This window comes from Vibrio sp. 10N.247.311.12 (assembly GCF_041467515.1).
GTDB lineage: Bacteria > Pseudomonadota > Gammaproteobacteria > Enterobacterales > Vibrionaceae > Vibrio > Vibrio crassostreae_C.
The window spans coordinates 1-23,072 of the sequence record NZ_JBFSUV010000038.1 but is presented as its reverse complement, the minus strand read 5'-3'; the positions used below and the strand labels follow the sequence as shown (position 1 = coordinate 23,072).

The following is a 23,072-nucleotide window of genomic DNA, read 5'->3' as shown; positions in this document are numbered from 1 at the left end:
TATAACAATAGCAAAGAGTCGACGTGTATTAAGTCAATACAGCTAATTAGTAGATCTAGGAAACTCCTCTGATGACGGAAAAAAAGAAGCGCGGATTATTATCGTGGCTTGGTTTTGGTGAAGAAGAACAAAGCCCAAAAACTCAGAATGAAGCGAACGTAGAAAGCGTTGAAGATCAAACTGAAGTTGAATCACAAGTTGAGGCTGAACAGGTCGCGCCTGAAGCTGAACAAGTTAAGCCAACTGAATCTGAGCAAGCGCTTGAAGAAGCTCAACAAGAGCAGCAACCTGTCGCAGCAGAAGCAGAAGCAGAAGCAGAAGCAGAAGCAGAAGCAGAACAGGAAGAAGTGGCAGTTCCTCAAGCTAAGGTTGAAGAAGTACAAGAGAAGCCGACAGAAAGCTTCTTTGCTCGTCTTAAGCGCAGCCTAAGCCGCACTAAAGCAAACATCGGTGCTGGTTTCTTTGGTCTGTTCAAAGGCAAGCAAATCGATGAAGACCTGTTTGAAGAGCTAGAAGAGCAACTTCTGATTGCTGACGTGGGTATGAATACCACGGTTAAGATCATTGAAAACCTGACAGAAAAAGCATCTCGCAATGACCTAAAAGACGGTGAAGCGCTTTATGGTCTGCTCAAAGAAGAGATGGCAGACATCTTAAGCCAAGTGGAACAGCCACTGGTTGTTGATACCACTAAAACACCTTACGTTATCTTAATGGTGGGTGTGAACGGTGTAGGTAAGACAACTACGATCGGTAAGCTGGCGAAACAATTCCAAAATGAAGGCAAGAAAGTGATGCTAGCAGCGGGTGATACCTTCCGTGCTGCAGCCGTTGAACAGCTTCAGGTTTGGGGTCAGCGTAACGATGTGCCAGTTATCGCTCAACACACTGGTGCGGACAGTGCGTCTGTTATCTACGATGCGATTGAAGCAGCGAAGGCTCGTGGTGTTGATGTTGTGATTGCTGATACAGCCGGTCGTTTGCAGAACAAGAGCAACCTGATGGAAGAGCTACGCAAGATCGTTCGTGTAATGAAGAAGATTGATGACTCTGCGCCACACGAAATCATGCTAACGCTCGATGCAGGTACAGGTCAGAACGCTATCAGCCAAGCGAAGTTGTTCAGTGAAGTGGCTCCAGTTACGGGTATTACACTGACTAAGCTAGATGGTACGGCGAAAGGTGGTGTAATTTTCTCAATTGCTGACCAGTTCCAGATTCCAATCCGCTACATTGGTGTGGGTGAAGGTATTGATGACCTGCGTCCATTTGAATCTAAAGACTTCATTGAAGCACTATTTAGCCGCGAAGAGTAACGCGAGTAGCAAAGTGGTTTATCCTTAATCTGCTACCGTTTTTAAATTTGATATGAGTGATCGTAAGAGGAATTTTCGGTGATCAAATTTCAGCAAGTGAGTAAAGCCTACCGAGGTGGAAGACAAGCGCTCCAAAAAGTGGACTTTCACCTGAAACGTGGAGAGATGGCTTTTTTGGGTGGGCACTCTGGGGCTGGTAAAAGTACCTTGCTGAAGTTGATCTGCGCGATAGAGCGTCCAACTGATGGACGTGTCTGGTTCAACGATCACGATATCACTCGTATCCCAGCCAAAGACATTCCTTTCTTACGCCGTAATATTGGGATTGTTTTTCAAGACCATCGCCTGCTGATGGACCGTTCGATTTTCGATAACGTCGCTCTGCCTATGCGTATTGAATCTATTTCTGAAAACGAAATAAAACGCCGAGTCAGTGCTGCGTTGGATAAAACCGGTTTATTAGATAAAGCCCGTTGTTTGCCAAGCCAACTTTCTGGTGGTGAACAACAACGCGTGGGTATTGCTCGCGCCGTGGTTAACCGTCCAACTCTGCTTTTAGCCGATGAGCCTACCGGTAATCTAGACCCTGAATTATCTAACCGTGTGTTGCGATTATTTGAAGAATTCAACCGCGCAGGTGTGACGATCATCCTAGCGACGCATGATATCGGGTTAGTGAACACTCGCCCTCAGTACCGCCATCTTGAATTAAACCAAGGATTTTTGAGTGAGGTTGAAGACTATGGCCGCGAATAAGCGCATCAAAAAACCTCAATCTAATCGAGCAGCAAACCGCGCTTCAAGCGACGGCTTCTTTGTTGTTCACTGGAAACAAGCCAAGTCATCGTTCTCGCAAATGTGGCAGCGCCCGTTAGGCAACTTACTGACCCTTGCGGTGATCTCTATGGCGTTGGCGATGCCAGCTTGTTTGTACCTATTAGGTAAAAATGTAGGGGAAGTGGCGCAAGATGTCACTAGCCCGTCACAAATAAGTGCTTATGTAGAGGATGGTATTCCTGAGCCACGAGTAATGGTGCTTAAGGATGAAATCGAAAGTTGGGATCAAGTTGAGCTCGTGGAGTACATTTCTCCGCAGCAAGGGCTTGCAGACCTCAGCCAGTATTCTGGTTTTGAAGACGCCTTAACCATTCTCGACGATTATTCACTGCCAGGTGTGCTGGTGATTACGCCAAGCGTGCACAGCGATACCTTAATTAAAGAGCTGGCAGGCACAGTTAAACAACAAGAATTAGTGACCGATGCTCGCCTAGACGAAGATTGGTTAGCGCGATTAGATGCGATCAAAGCATTAGCGGCTGTCATCGTGATTACCTTAACGGTATTGATGCTGGGCGCGGTATTTCTGATTATCGGCAATACACTACGATTTAATGTGTTGGCGCATAAAGAAGAGATTCAAACCATGAAGCTGATTGGTGCGACCGACAGCTACATTCTTCGACCATACCTTTATGCTGGGATGTGGTTTGGCGTTTTAGGTTCGATTAGCGCTTGGGTAATGACGGCATTGATTACCGTATTGCTGAACAGCGCGGTGGATGACTTGGCTCAGCTATACGACAGCCACTTCCGTTTAATTGGCCTGAGTTGGGATGAATCTTTACTGCTTTTGATCGTCGGAACTCTGCTTGGTAGTGTGGCTGCAAAGCTTTCTGCACAGCGTCACCTAAAAGAAATTGAACCAGTTTAGGTGAATAGAGTCATATTTAGACGAAAAATAGGCACTTCTTAACCAGTTTTTGCCTTGTATAGACGAATTGATTATGCATAATTACTTCCCCCTCCTTGAAACCTGTTCATTTTAGGTTCAAGATTGTAGGGTTTTAATAGATGTATTACTCCAGATCAGAGATTGATGAGGAACCGAATGGCAAACCAAGCGTATCAAATGGCTTTAGTCACACAAGATAGTTTAGATAGCTATATCCGCTCAGCGAACAGCTACCCTATGCTGACTCCTGAAGAGGAACGTGGACTTGCAGAGCGATTACATTACAAAGGTGAGATCGACGCTGCGAAAGGCTTGATCCTTTCCCACCTAAGATTCGTGGTGCACGTTGCAAGAGGCTACTCTGGCTACGGGCTACCAATGGCTGATCTCGTCCAAGAAGGTAACATCGGCTTGATGAAGGCTGTTAAGCGCTTCAATCCAGAAGTTGGTGTTCGTCTCGTCTCGTTTGCTGTTCACTGGATCAAAGCTGAAATCCATGAATACGTTCTACGTAACTGGCGTATCGTTAAAATTGCGACCACTAAGGCACAGCGTAAACTGTTCTTTAACCTTCGTAAGTCTAAAAAGCGTTTGGGTTGGTTCAATAACGGTGAAGTTGAGACGGTTGCTCGTGAACTGGGTGTTGAGCCTTCAGAAGTTCGTGAGATGGAATCTCGCTTAGCAGCACAAGATGCGACGTTTGAAGCGCCTATGGACGATGACGATGGCGGTTCTGCTTACACTGCTCCAGTTTACTACCTAGAAGACAAGGCGTCAGACGTTGCTGAGACGGTTGAAGCGGCTAACTGGGAGTCACACACCAATAATCGCCTAGGGCTAGCACTAGCAAGCTTAGACGAGCGTAGCCAACACATTGTTCGCTCACGTTGGTTAGACGACAACAAGGCAACCCTGCAAGACTTAGCGGATACCTACAGTATCTCAGCTGAGCGTGTTCGCCAGTTAGAAAAGAATGCGATGAAGAAATTGAAACAAGCCGTTGGTGATTTCTAATAGCATCTAGTTTCTATTAGCTTCTACTTTCTAGTAGAGCTAACAAATAGCTGAATTTTGAAAAGGCCGAGATCGAGAGATCTCGGCCTTTTTGTTTTGGATCGATTTCTCAACTTTTGCGATCGAAATTTGCAAAATGATTTTGTGGATAACTCTGTGAGAAGTTTATTCGTCAGCTATCTAAAAGCAGTGTGTAGTAAGGCTTTGACGGGGTTTTTCGAGTGGGGATATGTTTCAGTTAACCCACAGTTAGATCAGGATCATTACTACATGTTGTGGATCTATTTTTGAAAAGACACTTTATTCACGCAATTCACAGATTTATCCACAAATGGTGTAAAAGTGATCGCTGGTGGATAACCTTATTAAGTGGATGTGAATGTTAGCCTTGGGATAGGTTACAATGGCAGCAAAGTAAATCAGTATAAAAAGAGAAAGTCATGGACCAGTTTAAACATATCGATGTTAAAGGCGCTCAAGCCCTCATCGAACAAGGCGAAGCTCGACTTGTCGATATACGTGACCCGCAGTCTTTTGCGGTTGCCCACCCAAAAACAGCCTACCACCTGACTAACGATACGATGGTGTCATTCATGGATGAGGTTGAGTTCGAACAACCTATCTTAGTGATGTGCTACCACGGCATCAGTAGCCAAGGTGCGGCACAATATTTAGTGAACCAAGGCTTTGAAGAGGTATATAGTGTTGATGGTGGTTTCGAAGCTTGGCATCGTGCTGAACTTCCAGTGATCGCAGGTTAATGACTTTCATCACCTGAACCGCCTCAAGCATCCCTCATAGAATGAATAGGAAGTAACAATGATTAGATTGATGGTGTTAGACAATCCACGTCTTGCTCAAGCATTTATTGATTATATGGCCTCTCGTCAGATCCCTATTCAGATGTCTCCAGAGGGAGAAGGGCGTTTTGCTCTTTGGCTTCTTGATGGCCAATTTCAGGTTGAAACCGAAGCTGAGCTGAATCGTTTTCTGGCTGAGCCCAATCATAAGCGCTATCAAGCTGCATCTTGGGACATGGCAGAGACCAGAAAGAGCAACTTCCATTACCACACGCCAAGCTTCATGGGCATGATCAAAGCCAAAGCAGGCCCAGTGACACTAAGCCTGATGTTGGTGTGTGTGGTGATTTTTGCGCTGCAACAGATCGGTTTTGGCCAAGCTATTTTCAATGCCCTACATTTCCCAGCGGTGGATGGACAGCAATGGCAGCTGTGGCGTTGGTTGAGTCATGCCGTTCTACATTTCTCTGTTATGCACATCGCATTTAATATTTTGTGGTGGTGGCAGCTAGGTGGAGACATTGAGAAGAAACTTGGCAGCCTCAAGCTACTTCAGATCTTTGCTGTCTCTTCTGCGCTTTCAGGTGCTGGGCAGTATTGGGTTGAAGGGGCGAACTTCGGTGGTTTGTCTGGTGTTGTGTATGCCTTGGTTGGTTACTTATGGGTGGTTGGTGCGAAGGCGCCACAACTTGGTTTAGGTATCCCAAGACAGATTGTCGGCTTTATGTTGGTGTGGTTGGTGCTTGGGTACATGCAGCCATTTATGGCTATCGCCAATACGGCGCATTTAGCTGGTCTAGCCGCTGGTGTGATTATTGGCTTTATCGATGCGATGAAAGCACCAAGCTCGGCAAGAAGCTAATTCATATCTTCTAATGAGTAGCCAAACGATAGAGACAAAAAAAGCGGCCAGATGAGCCGCTTTTTTATTGGGATTCGTTTTACATCATTACTGATAAAGGTATTTGGTAAACAGTAAGTCAGCAATCAGGGTTTTACCTGTCTCTGGAAGCAAAATCTTGTTGAGGTGTTCAACTAAGGATTTTCTTAAGTCTTCACGGCCAGATAGAGATTTAATGGTTTCTTCGTTTTGTTTGCCAAGCAATTCAATCACCGCATCGCGAATCAGTGGTTGGTGATGCTCAATAGCGGCCAAGTCGCTACTAGTTGCCACCATGATGTCGAGGCGAACCTGAATGTAGCCCAGTTTTTTACCTTTAGTGTAAAAATTGGTGGTCAGGTCTGGCTCTAGCGTGAAGTAGGCGAGTTTAGCTGCCGACTCCTCTTCCGCGAAACTTGATGCTGAAAAGAGTAGGGTAATCGCAAGAAATATTTGGGCTACATAACGTTTGTGCATATTTGTGACTTTTCTTTAGTTTATTCGCGATATTCGAAACGCATTAGTCTTGTTACAATGAGCGGTCTAAATCTAAATACGTTTACAATTCGAAGAACGCTTTAATTTTGTTCGAAAGTTGAAGCTTTATTGTACGTGTAAAGTCACCTATTGAATACTAGTATGAATCAGCCAATATCGCTGTATCTTAATTCGTTAATGAATGTAGATTGGCAAAGTACAGAAACATTTGATTTTCCTAATGAAACCACCAAAGAGTGGCTGATGGAGCAAGGTTCTCTTTCCCGCAAGTTGGGGAAGTGCTGTCAGCACCTGTCTGTTGAGTTGCTTCATAATCAAGTTGTAGAACGCTCAATGCTGCAACAAGACGAGGAACATCTTTTATCATCGTTTGATTGCTTACTGCGTAAAGTGATTTTAAAGGGTGATGACGAACCGTGGGTGTTAGGTCGAACCTTGATTCCCCGAGTCACATTAGAAGATCATCAGCACTCAGACCTTTCTCAACAAGGTAATGTCCCGCTTGGATTGACCGTTTTCAGTGCTGAGAACGTGGAGCGAGATGCGCTGCAAGTCGGTTGGGTTATCGCAGGCGATGAGCGATTACTCGCGCGTCGTTCTCGATTATGGATGAACCATAAACCGATGCTTGTGGCAGAACTGTTTTTACCAACATCACCCATTTACTCTAAGGAGAGTGTGTAAATGCTTGCCACCAAAGCGAAGGCGTATTGGCAATTAACGCGAATGAATCGCCCGATTGGTACCCTATTACTCCTTTGGCCGACCTTGTGGTCACTGATTATCGCCGCACAAGGTATGCCTGATTTTGATGTCTTGGTTGTTTTTGTACTCGGCGTGGTGTTGATGCGTTCAGCTGGCTGTGTGATCAATGACTTTGCGGACCGTAAAGTAGATGGTCATGTTAAACGTACCAAGCAGCGTCCATTACCCTCAGGTTTGGTTTCCAGTAAGGAAGCGATTCTGCTCTTTTTAGTGCTAGCCGTAGTTTCATTCTTGCTGGTACTCACCATGAATCCACTGACCATTAAGCTCTCATTTATTGGTGTGGGTCTGGCGTTCATTTACCCTTTCATGAAGCGTTTTACGCATCTTCCACAGTTGTTTCTTGGCTTAGCGTTTAGTTGGGCGATACCAATGGCTTGGGCGGCACAAACCAATGAACTGCCAAGCATTGTGTGGTTTGTCTTCGTGATTAACGCGTTGTGGACGATTGCTTACGACACGCAATATGCGATGGTTGACCGAGATGATGACTTGAAGATTGGTATTAAATCGACGGCTATTTTATTTGGTCGCTTCGATAAACTGATTGTTGGCTCTTTGCAACTCGTCACCCTAGCGATGCTGATTGCGTTAGGCATGCATTACCAACTAGGAGATACCTTCTATTGGGCACTGTTGGTAGCGGGAAGCTTATTTGTGTATCAACAACACCTGATGCGCCACCGTGATCGAGACCTTTGTTTCCAAGCCTTTCTAAACAACAACTATGTTGGAATGGCAGTGACAGCGGGCTTGTTCATTACCTTCTGGTAATCATCCGCTTTTCGAGTTAACGAATGCTAAAGAAAAAGGCACCCATTGGGTGCCTTTTTTGATCGCGTTTGGCCTCGCTATTCAAGAGACACCAAGCTGATGATTACTCCGCTTGGTGGATACTCTCTTGAATCGTCAAACGTACTTCAGGGTAAAGCATTGAGTAGAGAAGCTTAGCGAATTGCTGAGTCTTGTCTAAATCACAGTTACCATCGTTATCCAGATATTGCTGTTGTTTCAGAGTTGCGAACATCGACGCAAACACGCCTTTATCGAAGAACTCTGGTGCATTGATGCCTTGCAGACGACCAAGTCGCTGTGCAATGTCTTGGCTCTTCTGTTCAAGATCGGATTTATCCAGATCAGGGTTCTCTGCTAACAGGTTCAAAGCAATAGAGTAGCGTTGTAGCGTTTCTGAAATCGTACGACCTAACAGCATCAGTGCTTGGCTGTTTGATTGGTTGATGGTGACTTCATTATCAGAAACCACAAGCATACCTTGGTTAACCAGCTCTTCAATGATGTTAGAAACCACGCCTTCAAGCTTGTCTTCGTCGTAGCTTAGGAACAGCTCTTTCTTCAAGAACGGGTAGATAGCAGCAACGTTCTCTTGGATCGCGTCAATTGATAAACCGCGTTGACGAATAGTCATCTGTGCAATTAACGATGGCAGAGCAAACAAGTGAATGATGTTGTTTCGGTAGTAGGTCATCAGAATTGACTGGTGACGGTCTAGCGAAATGATGTCGCCCATTGAGTCTGATTCAATCAAGAACTTGTTCAGTGATTCAGCATGTTTTACTAAATCTTCAGCGCTGTCTTTTGGCACAGTGAACGTTGCCGAATATGGAACATTCTTAAGCAGAGACAGGTAGCAATTAATCTGAGAAACCAAAGAGTCACGAGACAATGCGCGCTGTCTTGAAGCCAATAGTGCCGTTGCACAAAGGGTCAGGGCATTGGTCGCTGCCGCATCGTTAATGTGCGTCATCATTTTGGTCGCCAAGTCATTAACCACCGGGTTCATCCATTGTGGTTTGCTAGTGCCCATTGGGTCGATGTCTTTGGTCCACTCAGGTGAGTGTTCATTCAGGTATTGGTTCAGTTGAATTGGCTCACCGAAGTTCACGTAGCCTTTACCAAAGTTACGCAGCTTACGAATGGTACGAATCACTAAGCTCGCGTTTTCTTTCTCTTTACGCTTACCACGAAGTTCTTTTGCGTAAGTCGCCACTTCCATCACGTGCTCGTAGCCGATGTACACAGGAACCAAAGTCACCGGGCGATTCATGCCGCGCAGCATCGCTTGAATAGTCATCGCCAACATGCCGGTCTTCGCTTGCAATAAACGACCTGTACGAGAACGCCCACCTTCACTGAAGTACTCTACTGAGTAACCTTTAGCGAACAACTCCGCTAGGTATTCACGGAAAATCGTCGAGTACAGCTTGTTGCCTTTGAAGCTACGACGAATAAAGAACGCACCACCATGACGGAAAATAGGACCGGCAGGGAAGAAGTTCAGGTTGATACCCGCAGCGATGTGCGGCGGCACCATGCCTTCATGATAAAGCACATAAGAAAGCAGTAAGTAGTCCATGTGGCTACGGTGACAAGGCACGTAAACAATCTCGTGACCATCTTGAGCCAACTTACGAACCGTTGAAGCGTTGCTGATATGCAGGCCTTGGTACAACTTATTCCACAGCCAACCAAGAATCTTCTCACCACGCTTGATCAGCGAGTAAGAGAAGTTCGCAGCAATCTCGTCCATAATGTCTTGAGCTTCTTTGCTCGCTTTCTCGATCGAGATGTTCTTTGCTTGTGCTTCGTCTTCAATCGCTTTTTTGATCGCTTCTGATTTTAACAGGCGATCAAACAGAGCTTGGCGGCTTGGCAGGTTAGGGCCTGATGCTGCAAGCTTTTGGCGAGAGAAGTGAATACGTGCCACGCGCGCCAGTTTGTGCGCGATGGTGCTGTCGGTGCCGTGTGAGTTGGCCATGTAACGCAGAGAAACCACAGGACTAAAGCGAACCAAGCAGTCACGACCGGCTAGCAATACCGCTTTTGATTTCTCTAAGCCGTTCATTGCCTGTAGGTAAGGCTTCTGGTTATTCTCTTTACCAGGTTTGCGCCCCCACAAAACGGTAGCAGGGATAACTTGAACATCGAGTTCAGAGTCGTCGGCGTGCAGTGAAAGCAATTCAGAGAACACTTCAATTGAAGAGCTTGGTACATAATCATCGTCTTGCAGCAGAGTTTTGCGAGAAGAGATGAAAACGTAGCGTTGCAGTGATTTGCCGTTGATTTCAAGCTTGCTCAACGGATCAGGTAGGCCTAATTCAAGTGCATGTTTTTGCAATGTAAGAATGTCGACACTTGAGCGAAACGGTAAGGCGTATACAATAGGTTTGCTCAAATCAATGTTCAAATCCTCAACAGGGTTTGAAGGAATTGATGTGCCCTTTACCAATACGGATAAAGGTAGCTTCATTAATGAACGTGAAAAAGATTGTCCAGAAGACATATAGGTTCACTGCCTCAATAGTTATTTCAATGTGCTGAAGCGTATCTCTATTTCTCTGATAAAAAGGATAAATCCTATGAGTGAAATAGGGATAAGCCTAGGCGTAAATTTAATCGATGCAAGAATACCAGAAACTGGTCTAACCTTTTAATGGAAATAGTCATATTGCCGTTAAGTTTGTGGAAAATCATTCATCGACTGATTGAGTATAGGGTTAAAAATGACCAAAAAATCAAACACCGGATTCAAACGCATCATCAAAGCAGCAGGCTTTTCATGGCAAGGCATTACGAGTTCGTTTAAAAATGAGGCTGCATTTCGACAGGAAGTGTTCATGGCGGTCGTGCTTATTCCGTTGGCATTTTACCTAGATGTAAGCCAAGTTGAACGAATCTTAATGATCTCATCGGTGGTATTGGTGATGGTTGTCGAGCTAATCAATACCGCGATTGAAGCGGTTGTCGACCGAATCGGCAGTGAACATCATGAGCTTTCTGGGATGGCTAAAGATGTCGGTTCGGCAGCAGTTTTCATCTGTTTGGCACTCGCAGGTTATGTGTGGCTAGAGATCCTGTTTTTGTAATTTGCTAAAAATGAACTAAAAACAACCAATTGCTTTGCTTTTGTTCAGTTACTGGATATACTCACAGTCAACTGTATAAAAAGACAGGTGAATCATGAAGCCGTTAACGCCCCGCCAGCAACAAGTCTTTGACCTTATCAAAGGTAAGATCGAAGATTCCGGTATGCCACCGACACGTGCAGAAATCGCGCGTGAACTAGGCTTCCGTTCTGCTAATGCTGCAGAAGAACATTTGAAAGCTCTTGCTCGTAAAGAAGCGATTGAGATTATCCCGGGTGCGTCTCGCGGTATTCGTATTTTGCTTGAAGATGCAGCAAACGAAGAGCAAGGTTTACCATTAATCGGTCAGGTTGCCGCTGGTGAGCCTATCTTGGCTCAAGAGCATGTAGAAATGCATTACCAAGTTGATCCAGGCATGTTTAAACCACAAGCTGACTTCTTACTTCGTGTAAATGGCGAAAGTATGAAAGACATCGGTATTATGGATGGTGATTTATTAGCTGTTCATAAAACACAAGATGTACGCGATGGTCAGGTTGTAGTGGCTCGTGTCGATGATGATGTAACGGTAAAACGCCTAGAACGTAAAGGTTCAACGGTTCTGTTACATGCTGAAAATGAAGAGTTTTCTCCAATCCATGTCGATCTAGAATCTCAACACTTGTCTATTGAAGGGCTTGCGGTTGGTATTATTCGCAACACCGACTGGATGTAGTCAGTACAAATAGCTTATTGATATTTATTCTCAATAACTTGTCATTGTAATTGATATTCATTATCATCTTCTTTGTCGAGATACAAGGAAGATGATGATGCCAAACCCAACCAAACCTCAAATGAAGCCGCTTACTCGTAAGCCGCGCTCCTCTGTTCAAAAGGCTTCTTCTGAACAAGGGTCTGTACATCAAGAATTCCAAGTTCCGACCAACCTCGTTCAACATCTTTGGTTTCGTAGTCGTGAAAGCCTAGCCGATGATGGTCTCGTTTATGATCCTATCGCAGCTCAAGCCTGCAAGCGTTGCCAGCTCGCACCAGAATGTCTTACCGGTGAACTCGACCAACAGCAACTCCTTTACGCGACACTGACTCAACTTTGTGATTCTCAAGTTCAACAGTTTTTATCTCATAACCCAGATGCTTGGATTATTAACGTGGGAGCAGGGCTCGATACCCGTTTCTACCGTTTAGATAATGGCCGCTGTCATTGGGTTGAGTTAGATGTAACCGAGAATCTGCTTTGGCGACAACGCTTGTTCCACAAAAATGAACGCTATCGCTTAGAGTGTGGCTCTGTTGATGACCTAACTTGGTTGGATGAACTTAATATTCCAGAACAAGCCTCGGTGATGGTGGTGTGTGAACATGCTTTGCTGGATTGTAATGAACAACAGACCGCGAACTTCATTCAGTCTTTGAGCCGCTACTTTACTCATGCACATGCGTGTTTAGTCTTAGCTGGAGATAAAAGCTCAAGTACGTTGGGACAAAAGCTTGGTTCAGGAAAGTATGCTCATGGGTTGTCTTCACCAATAGACAGCGTTCTTAATTGGCTGCCATGGGCACAATGGGTAAAAGCGTTTTCTCCACTAGACCAAAAATGCAACCGTTGGAAATTGTGGCAGCGACTTCTTTGTAAGATCTCTCAGGTCAAAAAGCGTTTAACGCCGCAGTTAGTGCTCGTTAAGTGGTAACCCTAGTGGTTCTGTATTTCGAGTAACTGAGTACATAGCCGGTATAAGTAAAATTCCACAACATAGTGAAAGCCCACCCACTAGGTTAAACTATCGCCTCTAATCTAAGAGGTGATCGTGAAGTTATTTAATCCCCAAACTATTTTTCAAACGCTATCCAATCAGGCGATGCATAAAAAAGTGCTGTTGCTCGCGATCCCGATGGTTCTCTCTAATATTACTGTTCCACTGTTGGGCTTAGTCGATGCGGCGGTTATCGGTCACCTAGAGCACTCTTGGTATTTAGGTGGTGTGGCGCTGGGCGGCACAATGATCAGCGTGACCTTTTGGTTGCTTGGTTTCCTGCGTATGTCGACAACAGGGCTAGCTGCACAATCTTATGGTGCGAATGATGGCAAGCAACTAGGCTTAGTTTTTGTGCAAGGCGTGACCATGGCCTTAGGGTTTGCTGGTGTCTTTTTGCTTTTACACAGTTTAGTCGCCGATTTAGTTTTCTCATTGAGTAGCGCCAGTGATCAAGTTAAGCACTATGGTCAGCAATATTTCTCAATCCGCGCTTGGAGTGCACCTGCCGCGCTGACTAACTTTGTGATTCTAGGTTGGCTGCTCGGGACTCAAAACGCCAAAGCGCCAATGTGGATGGTGATCATCACCAATATCACCAATATCGTTTTGGATATCGTTTTTGTTATCGGCTTAGGGTGGCAAGTGGAAGGTGCTGCATTGGCATCTGTAATGGCTGATTATGCCGGTCTAACATTTGGCCTAATTTGTGTTTACCGAATCTGGGCGAAGAAGCAGTTACCATCGCCATGGGATCTGCTTAAGAAAACCAGCCAAGGTTTGAGTCGTTTCGTGAAATTGAATCGCGATATCTTTCTTCGTTCATTATGCCTACAAGCGACTTTCACTTTCATGACCTTCCAAGGTGCAAGCTTTGGCGATGATGTTGTTGCGGCCAATGCCGTGTTGATGAGTTTCTTGATGATCATCTCTTATGGGATGGATGGCTTTGCCTACGCAATGGAAGCGATGGTCGGTAAGGCGATAGGCGCGAAAGACAAAGATGAGCTGAACCAGTCATTGATTGGAACTTTCTTCTGGAGCTTCAATATTTGTTTGGTACTGACCATAGTGTTCGCACTCGTTGGCTCGAGCTTAATCAATATGATCACCACAATCCCAGACGTGAAGAGTCAAGCCGAGGTGTATTTACCGTGGTTAATCGCAATGCCATTGGTGTCTATGTGGTGCTTCTTGTTGGATGGTATTTTTGTTGGAGCAACCAAGGGCAAGGATATGCGCAATAGTATGTTTGTTGCGACCTGTAGTTTCTTCGCGATTTTCTATTTAGCATCAGGTTTAGAGAACCATGCACTGTGGTTAGCGATGCTGAGCTTTATGGCAATGCGCGGAATTGGTCTTGGTGTGTTGTTTGTTTCTCAGTGGAAGAAAGGGGAGTTTCTCGCTTAGCTCTGAGGGGTCTGTTTGTGGAGAGTAAATGAGGCTGTACAGGTAAAGGGGTATTTAGAACATCATGATCTAATTACTATCAATGCCTTAATATTCAGTGTTTTAAATAAAAACAGCAAGCGCGTGGCTTGCTGTTTATGTATTTGGCCTATGGGTGGTCAAATACTCCTATTGGTTCTTTATCTAGAATAAACGGTTAAGCCCGTTGAGTGCTGCAACACGATAAGCTTCCGCCATCGTTGGATAGTTAAAGGTTGTATTCACAAAGTACTCGATGGTATTTGCTTCACCTTTCTGTTCCATGATCGCTTGTCCGATATGGATGATTTCAGCGGCACGCTCACCAAACACGTGGATACCTAAAATCTCTTTGGTTTCGCGATGGAACAGAATCTTCAAGCTACCAATGTCTTTACCCGCAATTTGAGCACGAGCTAGGTGTTTGAATGAAGAACGTCCTACTTCATACGGTACTTTAGCTGCGGTAAGTTCTTGCTCGGTTTTACCAACAGAACTGATCTCCGGGATGGTGTAGATGCCGGTTGGAATGTCTTCGATAAGGTGGCGTTCAGCTTCACCTTTCACAATTGCTTGAGCCACAAATCGACCTTGGTCATAAGCCGCGCTTGCTAGGCTAGGGTAGCCAATCACATCACCGACAGCGTAAACATGGTCAACATTGGTTTGGTAATTGGTATTTACTGAGACTTGCCCACGCGAGTCCGCTTCTAAGCCAACAGCACCAAGGTTCAGTTTATCGGTATTACCCGTTCGGCCATTGGCATACAGTAGGCAATCAGCGCGCATCTTTTTACCTGACTCTAGGTGAATGATCACGCCATCATCAGTGCCTTCAATTTTCTCAAAGGTTTCATCGTTGCGAATCACGACACCGCTGTTCCAGAAGTGATAAGAAAGTGCATCTGAGGTTTCATTGTCTAGGAATGACAACAGACGGTCACGAGTATTGATAAGATCGGTTTTTACACCCAAACCGCGGAAAATCGACGCGTATTCACAACCAATAACGCCAGCACCATAGATGATGATGTGTTGCGGGTCGTGTTTAAGAGAAAGAATCGAGTCACTGTCGTAGATACGTTCATGCAGGAAGTCGACGTTATCTGGTTGGTAAGGGCGAGAGCCTGTCGCGATAACAAATTTGTCTGCACTGTAATGTTCTTCAGTGCCATCGCTTTGCATTACCGAGACAGTGTTGGTATCGATAAAACGTGCAGTACCAAAGACCAACGTGCACTGGTTGCGGTCGTAGAAGCCTTGGCGTAATCGAGTCTGCTTGTCGATAACCGATTTGGCATGCCCCAAAATGTTAGAAAACGTTGAGTGTATGCTTTTGTTGTTCTGACAAAACAGCGGATTACTGTTGAATTCGATAATACGACTTACGGCATGACGCAGTGCTTTTGAAGGAATTGTTCCCCAGTGAGTACAACCACCACCAACGCTGCTCTCTTTCTCAATGATTGCAACGTTCAACCCGGCTTTGGTTAATCCCATCGCTGCCCCTTCTCCTCCGGGGCCACTACCAATTACGATTACATCAAAGTGGTTGGAGTGCGGCATAGATATCTTCCTTGTTATATTTGATTAACATTGCTTTAGCGAGATTTTAACCGATTCTGTTCTCGGGTACATGAAAAGGGCATCAGAGAGTCGGTGGGATCACGCAGTGTTATCGAAAAAATAATATTTGGTATGTCGTATGTCTCCAAATGACAGCGTGGATATTGAAATTTTTTCTTCGAACGTATTTACTTCGGTACGTGAACAAAGAGGTATGTTTAGTGTCTTATATAACCAGAGTGCCTTATATAAATAAGTGATTCGCGTTATATTGAATAGAGTATTAGACATGCCTGTTTAGGCTGTAAAAGAAGAAATTGATAAAGTATGAAACCAATGGGCATTCGCGCACAGCAAAAAGAAAAAACTCGTCGCAGCTTAATCGATGCAGCATTTAGCCAACTCAGCGCCGATCGTAGTTTTTCCAATCTAAGCTTGAGAGAAGTCGCTCGTGAGGCTGGAATAGCACCGACTTCCTTTTATCGTCACTTCAAAGACATGGATGAGCTTGGCTTAACCATGGTTGATGAAGGTGGCTTACTGCTGCGCCAGTTAATGCGTCAAGCTAGGCAACGCATAGTAAAAGAAGGCAGTGTGATTCGTACATCGGTTGAAACCTTTATGGAATTCATTGAAAGCAGCCCTAACGTATTCAGACTGTTATTGCGAGAGCGCTCAGGAACTTCATTTGAGTTTCGTGCAGCGGTAGCTCGTGAGATACAGCACTTCTCTGCTGAGTTAACCGAATATTTGATAACGACTGGCATGACACGAGACGAAGCTTTTACTCAAGCTGAAGCCTCCGTTATCTTGGTCTTCAACTCAGGGGCAGAAGCATTAGATTTAGATCGACGTCAGCGAGATGAACTGGCTGAACGCTTGATCATGCAATTGCGAATGATGGCCAAAGGGGCTTTTTGGTATCGTAAAGAACGTGAACGTAACCGATTAAAAGGCGGGATTGAATAATGTCGAATGAAAATAATACTGTAAACCGTGGTTCAGAAAGAAAGACACTCGTACTTGCTGTTATTGCCGGTGTGTGTGGTGATGCTCTGTTATCTTGGGTAACAATGAGCGAAGTGGGCTTCTCTATTTTCCCACTGATTGCTTTAGTCTTGGCTGTACAAGCACTTTACCAAGAGTACCTAACTAACCCAGTATCTGAAGATATTCCACTAGTAGGTTTGGCTTGTTTCTTTGTAGGTGCATTTGGCCACTCGGCTTTTGTGAAGGCACAACACCCTGATGCTGGCTCAAACTTCTTTGCGATTATTGTCGCGATGTTGCTTCTTGCATGGGTAGGTAAGAAACTCGGCTTTATCGGCAAAACTGCTTAAGCTGATTTAGAAATTAAAAAAACGAGCCAATGGGCTCGTTTTTTTGTATCTGCTGTTTGGCTTAGACCTGAAAGCGATACTTACGCTTTACGCTCTAGGAATACGCCAGCTTCCATGTGGTGCGTGTAAGGGAACTGGTCAAACAGAGCAAAACGAGTGATGTCGTGCGTTTCGCTTAGGATGTCTAGGTTCTCTTTCAATGTTTCAGGGTTACAAGATATGTACATGATACGCTCGTAGCCTTGAACCATCTTACAAGTATCAACATCCATACCTGAACGCGGTGGATCAACAAAGATAGTGTTGCAGTTGTAGCTCTTAAGATCGATGTTCGCTTGCTGTAGACGACGGAACTCACGCTTGCCTTCCATTGCTACAGTAAAATCTTCTGCAGACATACGGATGATCTGAACATTTTCAATGTTGTTCGCAGCGATGTTGTATTGCGCAGATTCTACTGACGGTTTCGCCAGTTCAGTTGCCAGTACACGCTCGAAGTTTTGTGCTAGCGCTAATGAGAAGTTACCGTTACCACAGTAAAGCTCAAGTAAGTCGCCTTTGCTGTCTTGAGTACAATCGACAGCCCATTCCAACATTTTCTCTGCCACTTTGCCGTTGGGTTGAGTAAAGCTGTTCTCTACTTGTTGGTAGATGTAGCTATCACCATTCACATCTAGCTTTTCAATTACGTAGTCGCGGTCCAGTACGATTTTCATCTTACGCGCACGGCCAATCAGGTTTAGGTTAAAACCTTCATCGTTTAATTGCTGCTTAAGTGCTTTAGCATCTTGAATCCACTGTTCACCTAATTGACGGTGGTAAAGCAATGACACCAAAATTTCGCCGCTTAACGTAGAAAGGAAGTCTACTTGGAATAGCTTGTGGCGCAGAGAGTGGTTGTCCTTCATTGCATCTGTTAATAGAGGCATTAGGTCATTGATAAGACGGCTAGCTGCAGGGAACTGGTCTACGCGGTATTTTTCTTTAGTCTCTTGATTGAACATGACGTAATACATATCGTCACCTTCATGCCACACGCGGAACTCAGCACGCATGCGATAGTGTTGTTCTGGAGATTCATACACTTCCAGTTCAGGCACATCATATTCTGAGAACATTTCTGTAAGACGCTCTGTCTTTTCTGCCAGTTGTTCTTGGTAGCGTTGCGGGTTTACATCTAAATTCGCCATTGTTATGCCTTTTGCTGTCGTGCTTTTAAATCAAGAGCGCAGATTTTATTCAATCACAGGCGCTTGTCCAGTGTTGAGAGCCATTCAATGTAAATCGACCATGAAAACTATAGCTTATAACTATCTTAGACTAGACAAATGATTCATAGGTCAATACTATCTTCGGCAAGCTGGTGTCATTTAGATGTATAGATGGCTGAAGAGGGAATCTGGTGTAAATCCAGAACTGACGCGCAGCGGTAAAAGAGAACGAGTATTCATAAGACACTGCAAATAGCTTTTTGTGGGAAGTCGAATATTAGGTAACCATAAGGGTTGTGCTCTTGAGTCCGAATACCTGCCAGCGGCTAAACCATGACATGTGGTTTGGTAGGAATTTACGCGATTTAGGATCACAACATGAACAAATCCCTTTTAGCGGTTGCTGTAGCATCGCTGCTTTCACCTATCTCCAATTTACACGCCCAACAAGCATCTGCCGACGAAACCATGGTGGTTACGGCTAACCGTTTTGAGCAAAGCACGGAAAGTGTTGTCGCTCAAGTTGAAGTAGTAACACGCCAAGATATCGATCGAATTCAAGCTAAGTCTCTAACAGATGTGTTTAGACGATTGACGGGTATTCAGGTTTCACAAAATGGAGGCCGAGGACAGCAAGCTTCGATCTTTGTTCGTGGTGCTAACTCTGATCAAGTGCTTGTTCTCATTGATGGTATTCGTTTTGCGCGAGCTGCAAAGGGTGGTGTCGATTTTAGCCAGTTACCAATTACATTCGTTGACCGAGTGGAATACGTTCGAGGAGCTCGTGCCGCTATGTATGGCTCAGAAGCTATCGGCGGTGTTATCAACATTATTACTGTTGCAAACTCTGACAATGAAAAAACGGCAGTTAGTGCAGGTTTAGGAAGCTTAGATTACCAAGAGCTGAGCTTTGTTAGTGGTACTAAGGTCGGTGAAAATGGTCACTTGAACGTATCTGTTGGTTACGATTCCGATGAGGGATACAACGTTCATCCATTACCAGGTGTTAATGATGGTGATCGCCATGGTTTTGAATCACGCAATGCTCTAATTGGTTATGTTCATAATTTTGATCAGCAATGGAGTGGCTTCGCGAATTTCCGTATGTTTGAAACCATTTCTCAGTACGATGGTTCATTTGGTACAGACCATTCTTACAAAGAAGCTGAAGTTCAAAATTCGACCTTTGCTACTGGTGTTAAATATAGTGGCAGTGAACTTAAGTCTGATTTCTTAGTTAACTATCAGAATCAAGATAACTGGAACTACGAACAGTCTTTAGGCAAGAACTCAGCGTCAGCAACATCTGATGAGCTTGAACAGCTAAATGTTCAATGGGTGAATTCATACAAACTAACGTCGTCACTGACTCTTAGTGGTGGTGTAGATTGGCGTGATGAGGCTTATATTGTTAAGCCTTCGAATACTGAATACGACAGAACGAATGTTGCGTACTTCGCTGCATTAAACGCAGATGCGGATAAAGTGTTCGGAGAACTGAGTCTTCGTGTTGATGACAATGAGCAGTTTGGTACAGAAACTACTTACAACACAGGGTTAGGCTATCGTTATGCTGAGTGGCTTGTTGTAAAAGCAGCTTATGGCACATCCTTCAAAGCACCTAACTTGTATCAACTATATAGCTACTACGGTAATGCACAGTTAGAAGCTGAAAAGGCAGATTCATTTGAACTGACTTTTGGTGGCTTAATCAAGGATGTTGATTGGTCGATTACTGGCTATGACACGAACGTCGAAGACTTAATTGATTACAACTACGCGACAAGTAAGTACTACAATACCGATGGCGAAAGCCAATTACGTGGTGTGGAAATGGTCGTTGGATTTGATACTAGCTTTATTAACCACCAAGTGAGCGCTAATTTCCAAGACCCAGAAGATCAATCTGGTGAGCAACTGATACGCCGAGCTAAGAAGATTTACAAGTATAATGCAGTGGCTAGTTTCGATGATGTTGATGTTTCATTAGGTTTCCAATATGTAGGTGAGAGACCGGACTTCTCTGAAGATCTCGCAGCGTATAGCTTGTTTGATGTTTCAGTGAACTACTATGCGAATGAAAACCTTACTTTAAATGGTCGAGTGGATAACTTAACTGACGAAGAGTACGAGACTGCTGGTGGATACCCATCACCAGAGCGTACATATTACGTGAATGCTACTTACCAATTCTAATTATCACCTAAACCGCCTTCGGGCGGTTTTTTCTTATTGGGTATATCAATGAAAAAGAAAGTCGTCATAAGTTGGTCGTCAGGCAAAGACTCTACATTAACCCTAGAGCGTTTGCTTGAGAGTGCTGAGTATGAAGTTGTTGCTCTTTATACTACCTATGTTGGAGATGAAGTCCCTTTCCAGGTAACTCCTATTGATGTCGTTGCCATGCAGGCACAATTAATCGGTTTGCCACTCATTACCATAGAGCTTCCTGAAGTGTTCCCGAGCAATGAGATTTACCAAAGTACGATTGTCTCAGCATTGGAAGGGTCTTGCTTATCAATTGATGCGGTCGCATTTGGCGATATGTTTTGCAATGGCATTGCCGACTATAGAAAAAGCTATATAGAACCGGCTGGCTGGGAGTGTGTGTTTCCACTAATGGGAGAGAGTAGCCAAACTCTGGCTCAAGAAATCATAAATAGAGGAATCGAAACCTTTCTCGTCACAGTTGATAGCGATGCATTAGACATGAGCTATTGCGGGAAAGAATACACGCCTGAACTAATAGACAGTTTGCCAAGTCACGTCGACCCATGTGGAGAAGATGGTGAGTTCCATACCTTAGTCACGTCAGCGCCATGCTTTAAAGGTAAGCTTAAGATAGAGCTAGAAAATGTAGAGCAGGGTGAGCGCTTTGGGCATCAACGCTACCGAGCTTGCATTATGTAGAGTGATGATTGGCGAAAACTAGGTGAAGGGGTATCATTGCTGCGGAACTTATTACAGGTAATGGTTGTGTCGGAAAGCATACAAAAAAACATATTGGTCTTTGATTCTGGAGTTGGCGGTCTGTCTGTATATAAAGAGATAAGCCAGTTACTACCCAATCACAACTATATCTATGTATTCGATAACGAGGCTTACCCTTATGGTGAGCTCGATCAGCAAGTCCTCATTCAGCGAGTCCAAAGTATCGTCGCCAGTTTTGTGGCGAGTCACGCTATTGATATCGTGGTGATAGCTTGTAATACGGCCAGTACGATAGTCCTGCCGACACTTCGCGCTAATAACCTTATCCCTATTGTCGGCGTAGTCCCGGCAATCAAACCTGCTTCGTTACTGGCTAATAAAGCGGTTGGCCTTATTGCGACTCCCGCGACGATTACTCGTGAATACACACACGAGCTCATCAAAAACTTCTCGAGTAATAAAAGAGTAGAGCTGTTGGGTTCTACTCGGCTGGTGGATATGGCCGAAGATAAACTCAGAGGCGAGGAGATTAGCCTTGAAGAGTTACAGCAAATCCTTCAGCCGATGATCAACACAATTGATGTGGCTGTATTAGGATGTACTCATTTCCCATTGATCAAATCAGAGATTCAACAAGTACTAGGTGAAAGTGTAGTGCTGATAGATTCTGGTAAAGCGATAGCTAAGCGGGTTCAAGATTTGTTGGGTTTGGAAAGCGTTAATAAAGAAGGGGGAGTACGTGAAGTTTTTTGTAGTGCACTTCCTAAAAAAGAAAGTGCACTAAATAGTATGTTAAAGCAGTTAGGGTTTAGCTCAGTTCAGATTCGTCCGCTTCAGGATGTTTAGGATCATTTGCAACACGTACTTTTAAAGTGCGTTGCATGTAATCTTTATCGTTAAGTGCAGAGATTGCATGATTCACATCATTACTTGCCATAACAACAAATCCAAAGCCTCTTCTTTTACCAGTACGTTTGTCTTTCATTAAACGTACTGCAAATACTTCACCATGCTCTGAGAATAATTCACGTACATGTGATTCGTTCGCTTTGTATGGAAGGTTACCCACATAAAGTGTTTTGGTTGAAGCCTTAGGTTCTGAATCTGATTTTGAGTCGGTGCTTGAAAAGTTAACAACAAAAGCGGAAGCCAAGACACCAAGGATAAAGGTAATTGCAGGCGATATATCTACCTGAGAGAAAACAATGCCGCCTAATACAGCCAGTGCGACAATTAACAACATCGATTTTTTTGAGTTCATATCGGAATACTACATATTAATAAACGAAATAGACGCATCTACCATTAACAAAATAGACACATGAATCTTACGTTCATGGCTTCCATTTTTCCAATGTATTGCTGTGATACGTCTCAAATGTTTAGTTTTTATTCGAAAAATGCGGATCTGGTGGCTTTTTAGGCGAACAAAACTTTTATTTCAAAAAGCCCTTGTGCTCCATCTCAATCTCTCTATAATGCCGCCTCACCGACACGGAGTGAGACGAAAGTCACACAGCGAAATCGGTAGAGAAAAAGAGTTTGAAAATAACCCTTGACTCTCAAAGTGGTGCAGGTATAGTACGCACCCCTAGCGACTGAGATGTGAATCACAAAACGCTAGCGCTCTTTAACAATTTAAACCTATCAATCTGTGTGGGCACTCGTTGATGAATATCAAAACGTTTTATCTTCTCTTTTAATTAAGAGAAGTAAAACAGATTCCTCGGAATCAACTTTGGTTTCAATGAACTGAGTGACCAATACGAATAACTACTTTCTCTTGTAGAAAGAAGGTATTTGGCACAGTCAATTCATTATCTTTCTGTTGGAAAGATAATAGCTTTAGAATTACTTTTTGTAGTTTTGAAGTCAGTATTCATTGAGCCGACAAAATCTTAAATTGAAGAGTTTGATCATGGCTCAGATTGAACGCTGGCGGCAGGCCTAACA

At 44.2% G+C, this 23,072-nt stretch carries 22 protein-coding genes and 1 riboswitch; of the genes, 17 read left to right on the top strand and 5 right to left on the bottom strand.

Going from position 1 to position 23,072, the window contains the following annotated elements; all coding sequences use genetic code 11:
• The first annotated feature begins 71 nt into the window (after positions 1-71).
• The 6 genes from ftsY to glpG all read left to right on the top strand — a co-directional run bounded on the left by ftsY (position 72) and on the right by glpG (position 5,724).
• Entirely contained in the window at positions 72-1,316 is a 1,245-nt protein-coding gene (gene ftsY / locus AB6E30_RS16355; RefSeq protein WP_102321184.1) for a signal recognition particle-docking protein FtsY, read from the top strand.
• 78 nt (positions 1,317-1,394) lie between these two features.
• Positions 1,395-2,072, top strand: a complete 678-nt coding sequence (gene ftsE / locus AB6E30_RS16350) for a cell division ATP-binding protein FtsE (protein ID WP_004736585.1) — start codon at positions 1,395-1,397, stop codon at positions 2,070-2,072.
• Positions 2,059-3,027, top strand: coding sequence for a permease-like cell division protein FtsX (ftsX, locus tag AB6E30_RS16345; protein WP_372104423.1), 969 nt, complete (start codon positions 2,059-2,061; stop codon positions 3,025-3,027). Before ftsE ends, ftsX begins: the two co-directional genes overlap by 14 nt.
• 177 nt (positions 3,028-3,204) lie before the next feature.
• Positions 3,205-4,062: an RNA polymerase sigma factor RpoH gene (gene rpoH, locus AB6E30_RS16340; protein WP_017055518.1), complete on the top strand. Its 858-nt coding sequence runs from the start codon at positions 3,205-3,207 to the stop codon at positions 4,060-4,062.
• Positions 4,063-4,502: 440 nt separating this feature from the next.
• Positions 4,503-4,823 (top strand): thiosulfate sulfurtransferase GlpE, encoded by a 321-nt coding sequence (gene glpE / locus AB6E30_RS16335; protein WP_017061039.1) that lies wholly within the window; start codon positions 4,503-4,505, stop codon positions 4,821-4,823.
• A 58-nt stretch (positions 4,824-4,881) separates the two neighbouring features.
• Complete coding sequence (gene glpG, locus AB6E30_RS16330; RefSeq protein WP_017063770.1) at positions 4,882-5,724, top strand: rhomboid family intramembrane serine protease GlpG; 843 nt, start codon at positions 4,882-4,884, stop codon at positions 5,722-5,724.
• 87 nt (positions 5,725-5,811) lie between these two features.
• On the opposite strand, the gene AB6E30_RS16325 is transcribed toward glpG, so the two are convergent.
• The gene (locus tag AB6E30_RS16325; RefSeq protein WP_372104420.1) at positions 5,812-6,219 is read right to left on the bottom strand and encodes a flagellar basal body-associated protein FliL; all 408 of its coding nucleotides are present in this window, start codon (positions 6,217-6,219) and stop codon (positions 5,812-5,814) included.
• Positions 6,220-6,381: 162 nt separating this feature from the next.
• On the opposite strand from AB6E30_RS16325, the gene AB6E30_RS16320 reads away from it, so the two are divergent.
• Both AB6E30_RS16320 and ubiA read left to right on the top strand, forming a co-directional pair.
• Positions 6,382-6,924, top strand: a complete 543-nt coding sequence (locus AB6E30_RS16320) for a chorismate lyase (RefSeq protein WP_164091128.1) — start codon at positions 6,382-6,384, stop codon at positions 6,922-6,924.
• Positions 6,925-7,779 carry a 4-hydroxybenzoate octaprenyltransferase gene (ubiA, locus tag AB6E30_RS16315; RefSeq protein WP_017061043.1) on the top strand — a complete coding sequence of 285 codons (855 nt, stop codon included), beginning with the start codon at positions 6,925-6,927 and terminating at the stop codon, positions 7,777-7,779.
• Positions 7,780-7,882: 103 nt separating this feature from the next.
• On the opposite strand, the gene plsB is transcribed toward ubiA, so the two are convergent.
• Positions 7,883-10,306 carry a glycerol-3-phosphate 1-O-acyltransferase PlsB gene (gene plsB, locus AB6E30_RS16310; protein ID WP_017071790.1) on the bottom strand — a complete coding sequence of 808 codons (2,424 nt, stop codon included), beginning with the start codon at positions 10,304-10,306 and terminating at the stop codon, positions 7,883-7,885.
• A 220-nt stretch (positions 10,307-10,526) separates the two neighbouring features.
• Here plsB and AB6E30_RS16305 point away from each other — a divergent pair, with 220 nt between their 5' ends.
• The 4 genes from AB6E30_RS16305 (at position 10,527) to dinF (ending at position 14,053) form a co-directional block, all read left to right on the top strand.
• Complete coding sequence (locus AB6E30_RS16305) at positions 10,527-10,889, top strand: diacylglycerol kinase (protein ID WP_017061045.1); 363 nt, start codon at positions 10,527-10,529, stop codon at positions 10,887-10,889.
• A 94-nt stretch (positions 10,890-10,983) separates the two neighbouring features.
• Entirely contained in the window at positions 10,984-11,604 is a 621-nt protein-coding gene (gene lexA / locus AB6E30_RS16300; protein ID WP_019820514.1) for a transcriptional repressor LexA, read from the top strand.
• Between the two features lie 97 nt (positions 11,605-11,701).
• The gene (locus tag AB6E30_RS16295; protein ID WP_372104418.1) at positions 11,702-12,580 is read left to right on the top strand and encodes a class I SAM-dependent methyltransferase; all 879 of its coding nucleotides are present in this window, start codon (positions 11,702-11,704) and stop codon (positions 12,578-12,580) included.
• Between the two features lie 117 nt (positions 12,581-12,697).
• Positions 12,698-14,053 (top strand): MATE family efflux transporter DinF, encoded by a 1,356-nt coding sequence (gene dinF / locus AB6E30_RS16290; protein WP_017061047.1) that lies wholly within the window; start codon positions 12,698-12,700, stop codon positions 14,051-14,053.
• Positions 14,054-14,236: 183 nt separating this feature from the next.
• Here the strand turns inward: dinF and sthA are convergent, their stop codons facing one another.
• Positions 14,237-15,637 carry a Si-specific NAD(P)(+) transhydrogenase gene (gene sthA / locus AB6E30_RS16285; RefSeq protein ID WP_017061048.1) on the bottom strand — a complete coding sequence of 467 codons (1,401 nt, stop codon included), beginning with the start codon at positions 15,635-15,637 and terminating at the stop codon, positions 14,237-14,239.
• Between the two features lie 327 nt (positions 15,638-15,964).
• Here sthA and fabR point away from each other — a divergent pair, with 327 nt between their 5' ends.
• Complete coding sequence (fabR, locus tag AB6E30_RS16280) at positions 15,965-16,606, top strand: HTH-type transcriptional repressor FabR (RefSeq protein ID WP_010438693.1); 642 nt, start codon at positions 15,965-15,967, stop codon at positions 16,604-16,606.
• On the top strand, positions 16,606-16,977 hold the full coding sequence (locus AB6E30_RS16275; protein WP_017061049.1) for a YijD family membrane protein: 372 nt from the start codon (positions 16,606-16,608) through the stop codon (positions 16,975-16,977). Before fabR ends, AB6E30_RS16275 begins: the two co-directional genes overlap by 1 nt.
• 80 nt (positions 16,978-17,057) lie before the next feature.
• Here the strand turns inward: AB6E30_RS16275 and trmA are convergent, their stop codons facing one another.
• The gene (gene trmA / locus AB6E30_RS16270) at positions 17,058-18,167 is read right to left on the bottom strand and encodes a tRNA (uridine(54)-C5)-methyltransferase TrmA (RefSeq protein WP_017061050.1); all 1,110 of its coding nucleotides are present in this window, start codon (positions 18,165-18,167) and stop codon (positions 17,058-17,060) included.
• A 154-nt stretch (positions 18,168-18,321) separates the two neighbouring features.
• A riboswitch (cobalamin riboswitch) is annotated at positions 18,322-18,527 on the top strand.
• A 39-nt stretch (positions 18,528-18,566) separates the two neighbouring features.
• Between trmA and btuB the strand changes: the two genes are divergently transcribed.
• Genes btuB through murI form a run of 3 tightly spaced genes read left to right on the top strand, consistent with a single transcriptional unit; the run spans position 18,567 to position 21,965 of the window.
• Positions 18,567-20,384: a TonB-dependent vitamin B12 receptor gene (gene btuB / locus AB6E30_RS16265; protein ID WP_017070283.1), complete on the top strand. Its 1,818-nt coding sequence runs from the start codon at positions 18,567-18,569 to the stop codon at positions 20,382-20,384.
• A 48-nt stretch (positions 20,385-20,432) separates the two neighbouring features.
• Positions 20,433-21,098, top strand: a complete 666-nt coding sequence (locus tag AB6E30_RS16260; RefSeq protein WP_136977508.1) for an adenine nucleotide alpha hydrolase — start codon at positions 20,433-20,435, stop codon at positions 21,096-21,098.
• A gap of 60 nt (positions 21,099-21,158) precedes the next feature.
• Positions 21,159-21,965 (top strand): glutamate racemase, encoded by an 807-nt coding sequence (gene murI, locus AB6E30_RS16255; protein WP_017061053.1) that lies wholly within the window; start codon positions 21,159-21,161, stop codon positions 21,963-21,965.
• On the opposite strand, the gene AB6E30_RS16250 is transcribed toward murI, so the two are convergent.
• The gene (locus AB6E30_RS16250) at positions 21,928-22,380 is read right to left on the bottom strand and encodes an RNA-binding protein (protein ID WP_017061054.1); all 453 of its coding nucleotides are present in this window, start codon (positions 22,378-22,380) and stop codon (positions 21,928-21,930) included. The genes murI and AB6E30_RS16250 overlap by 38 nt on opposite strands.
• Positions 22,381-23,072 lie beyond the last annotated feature (692 nt).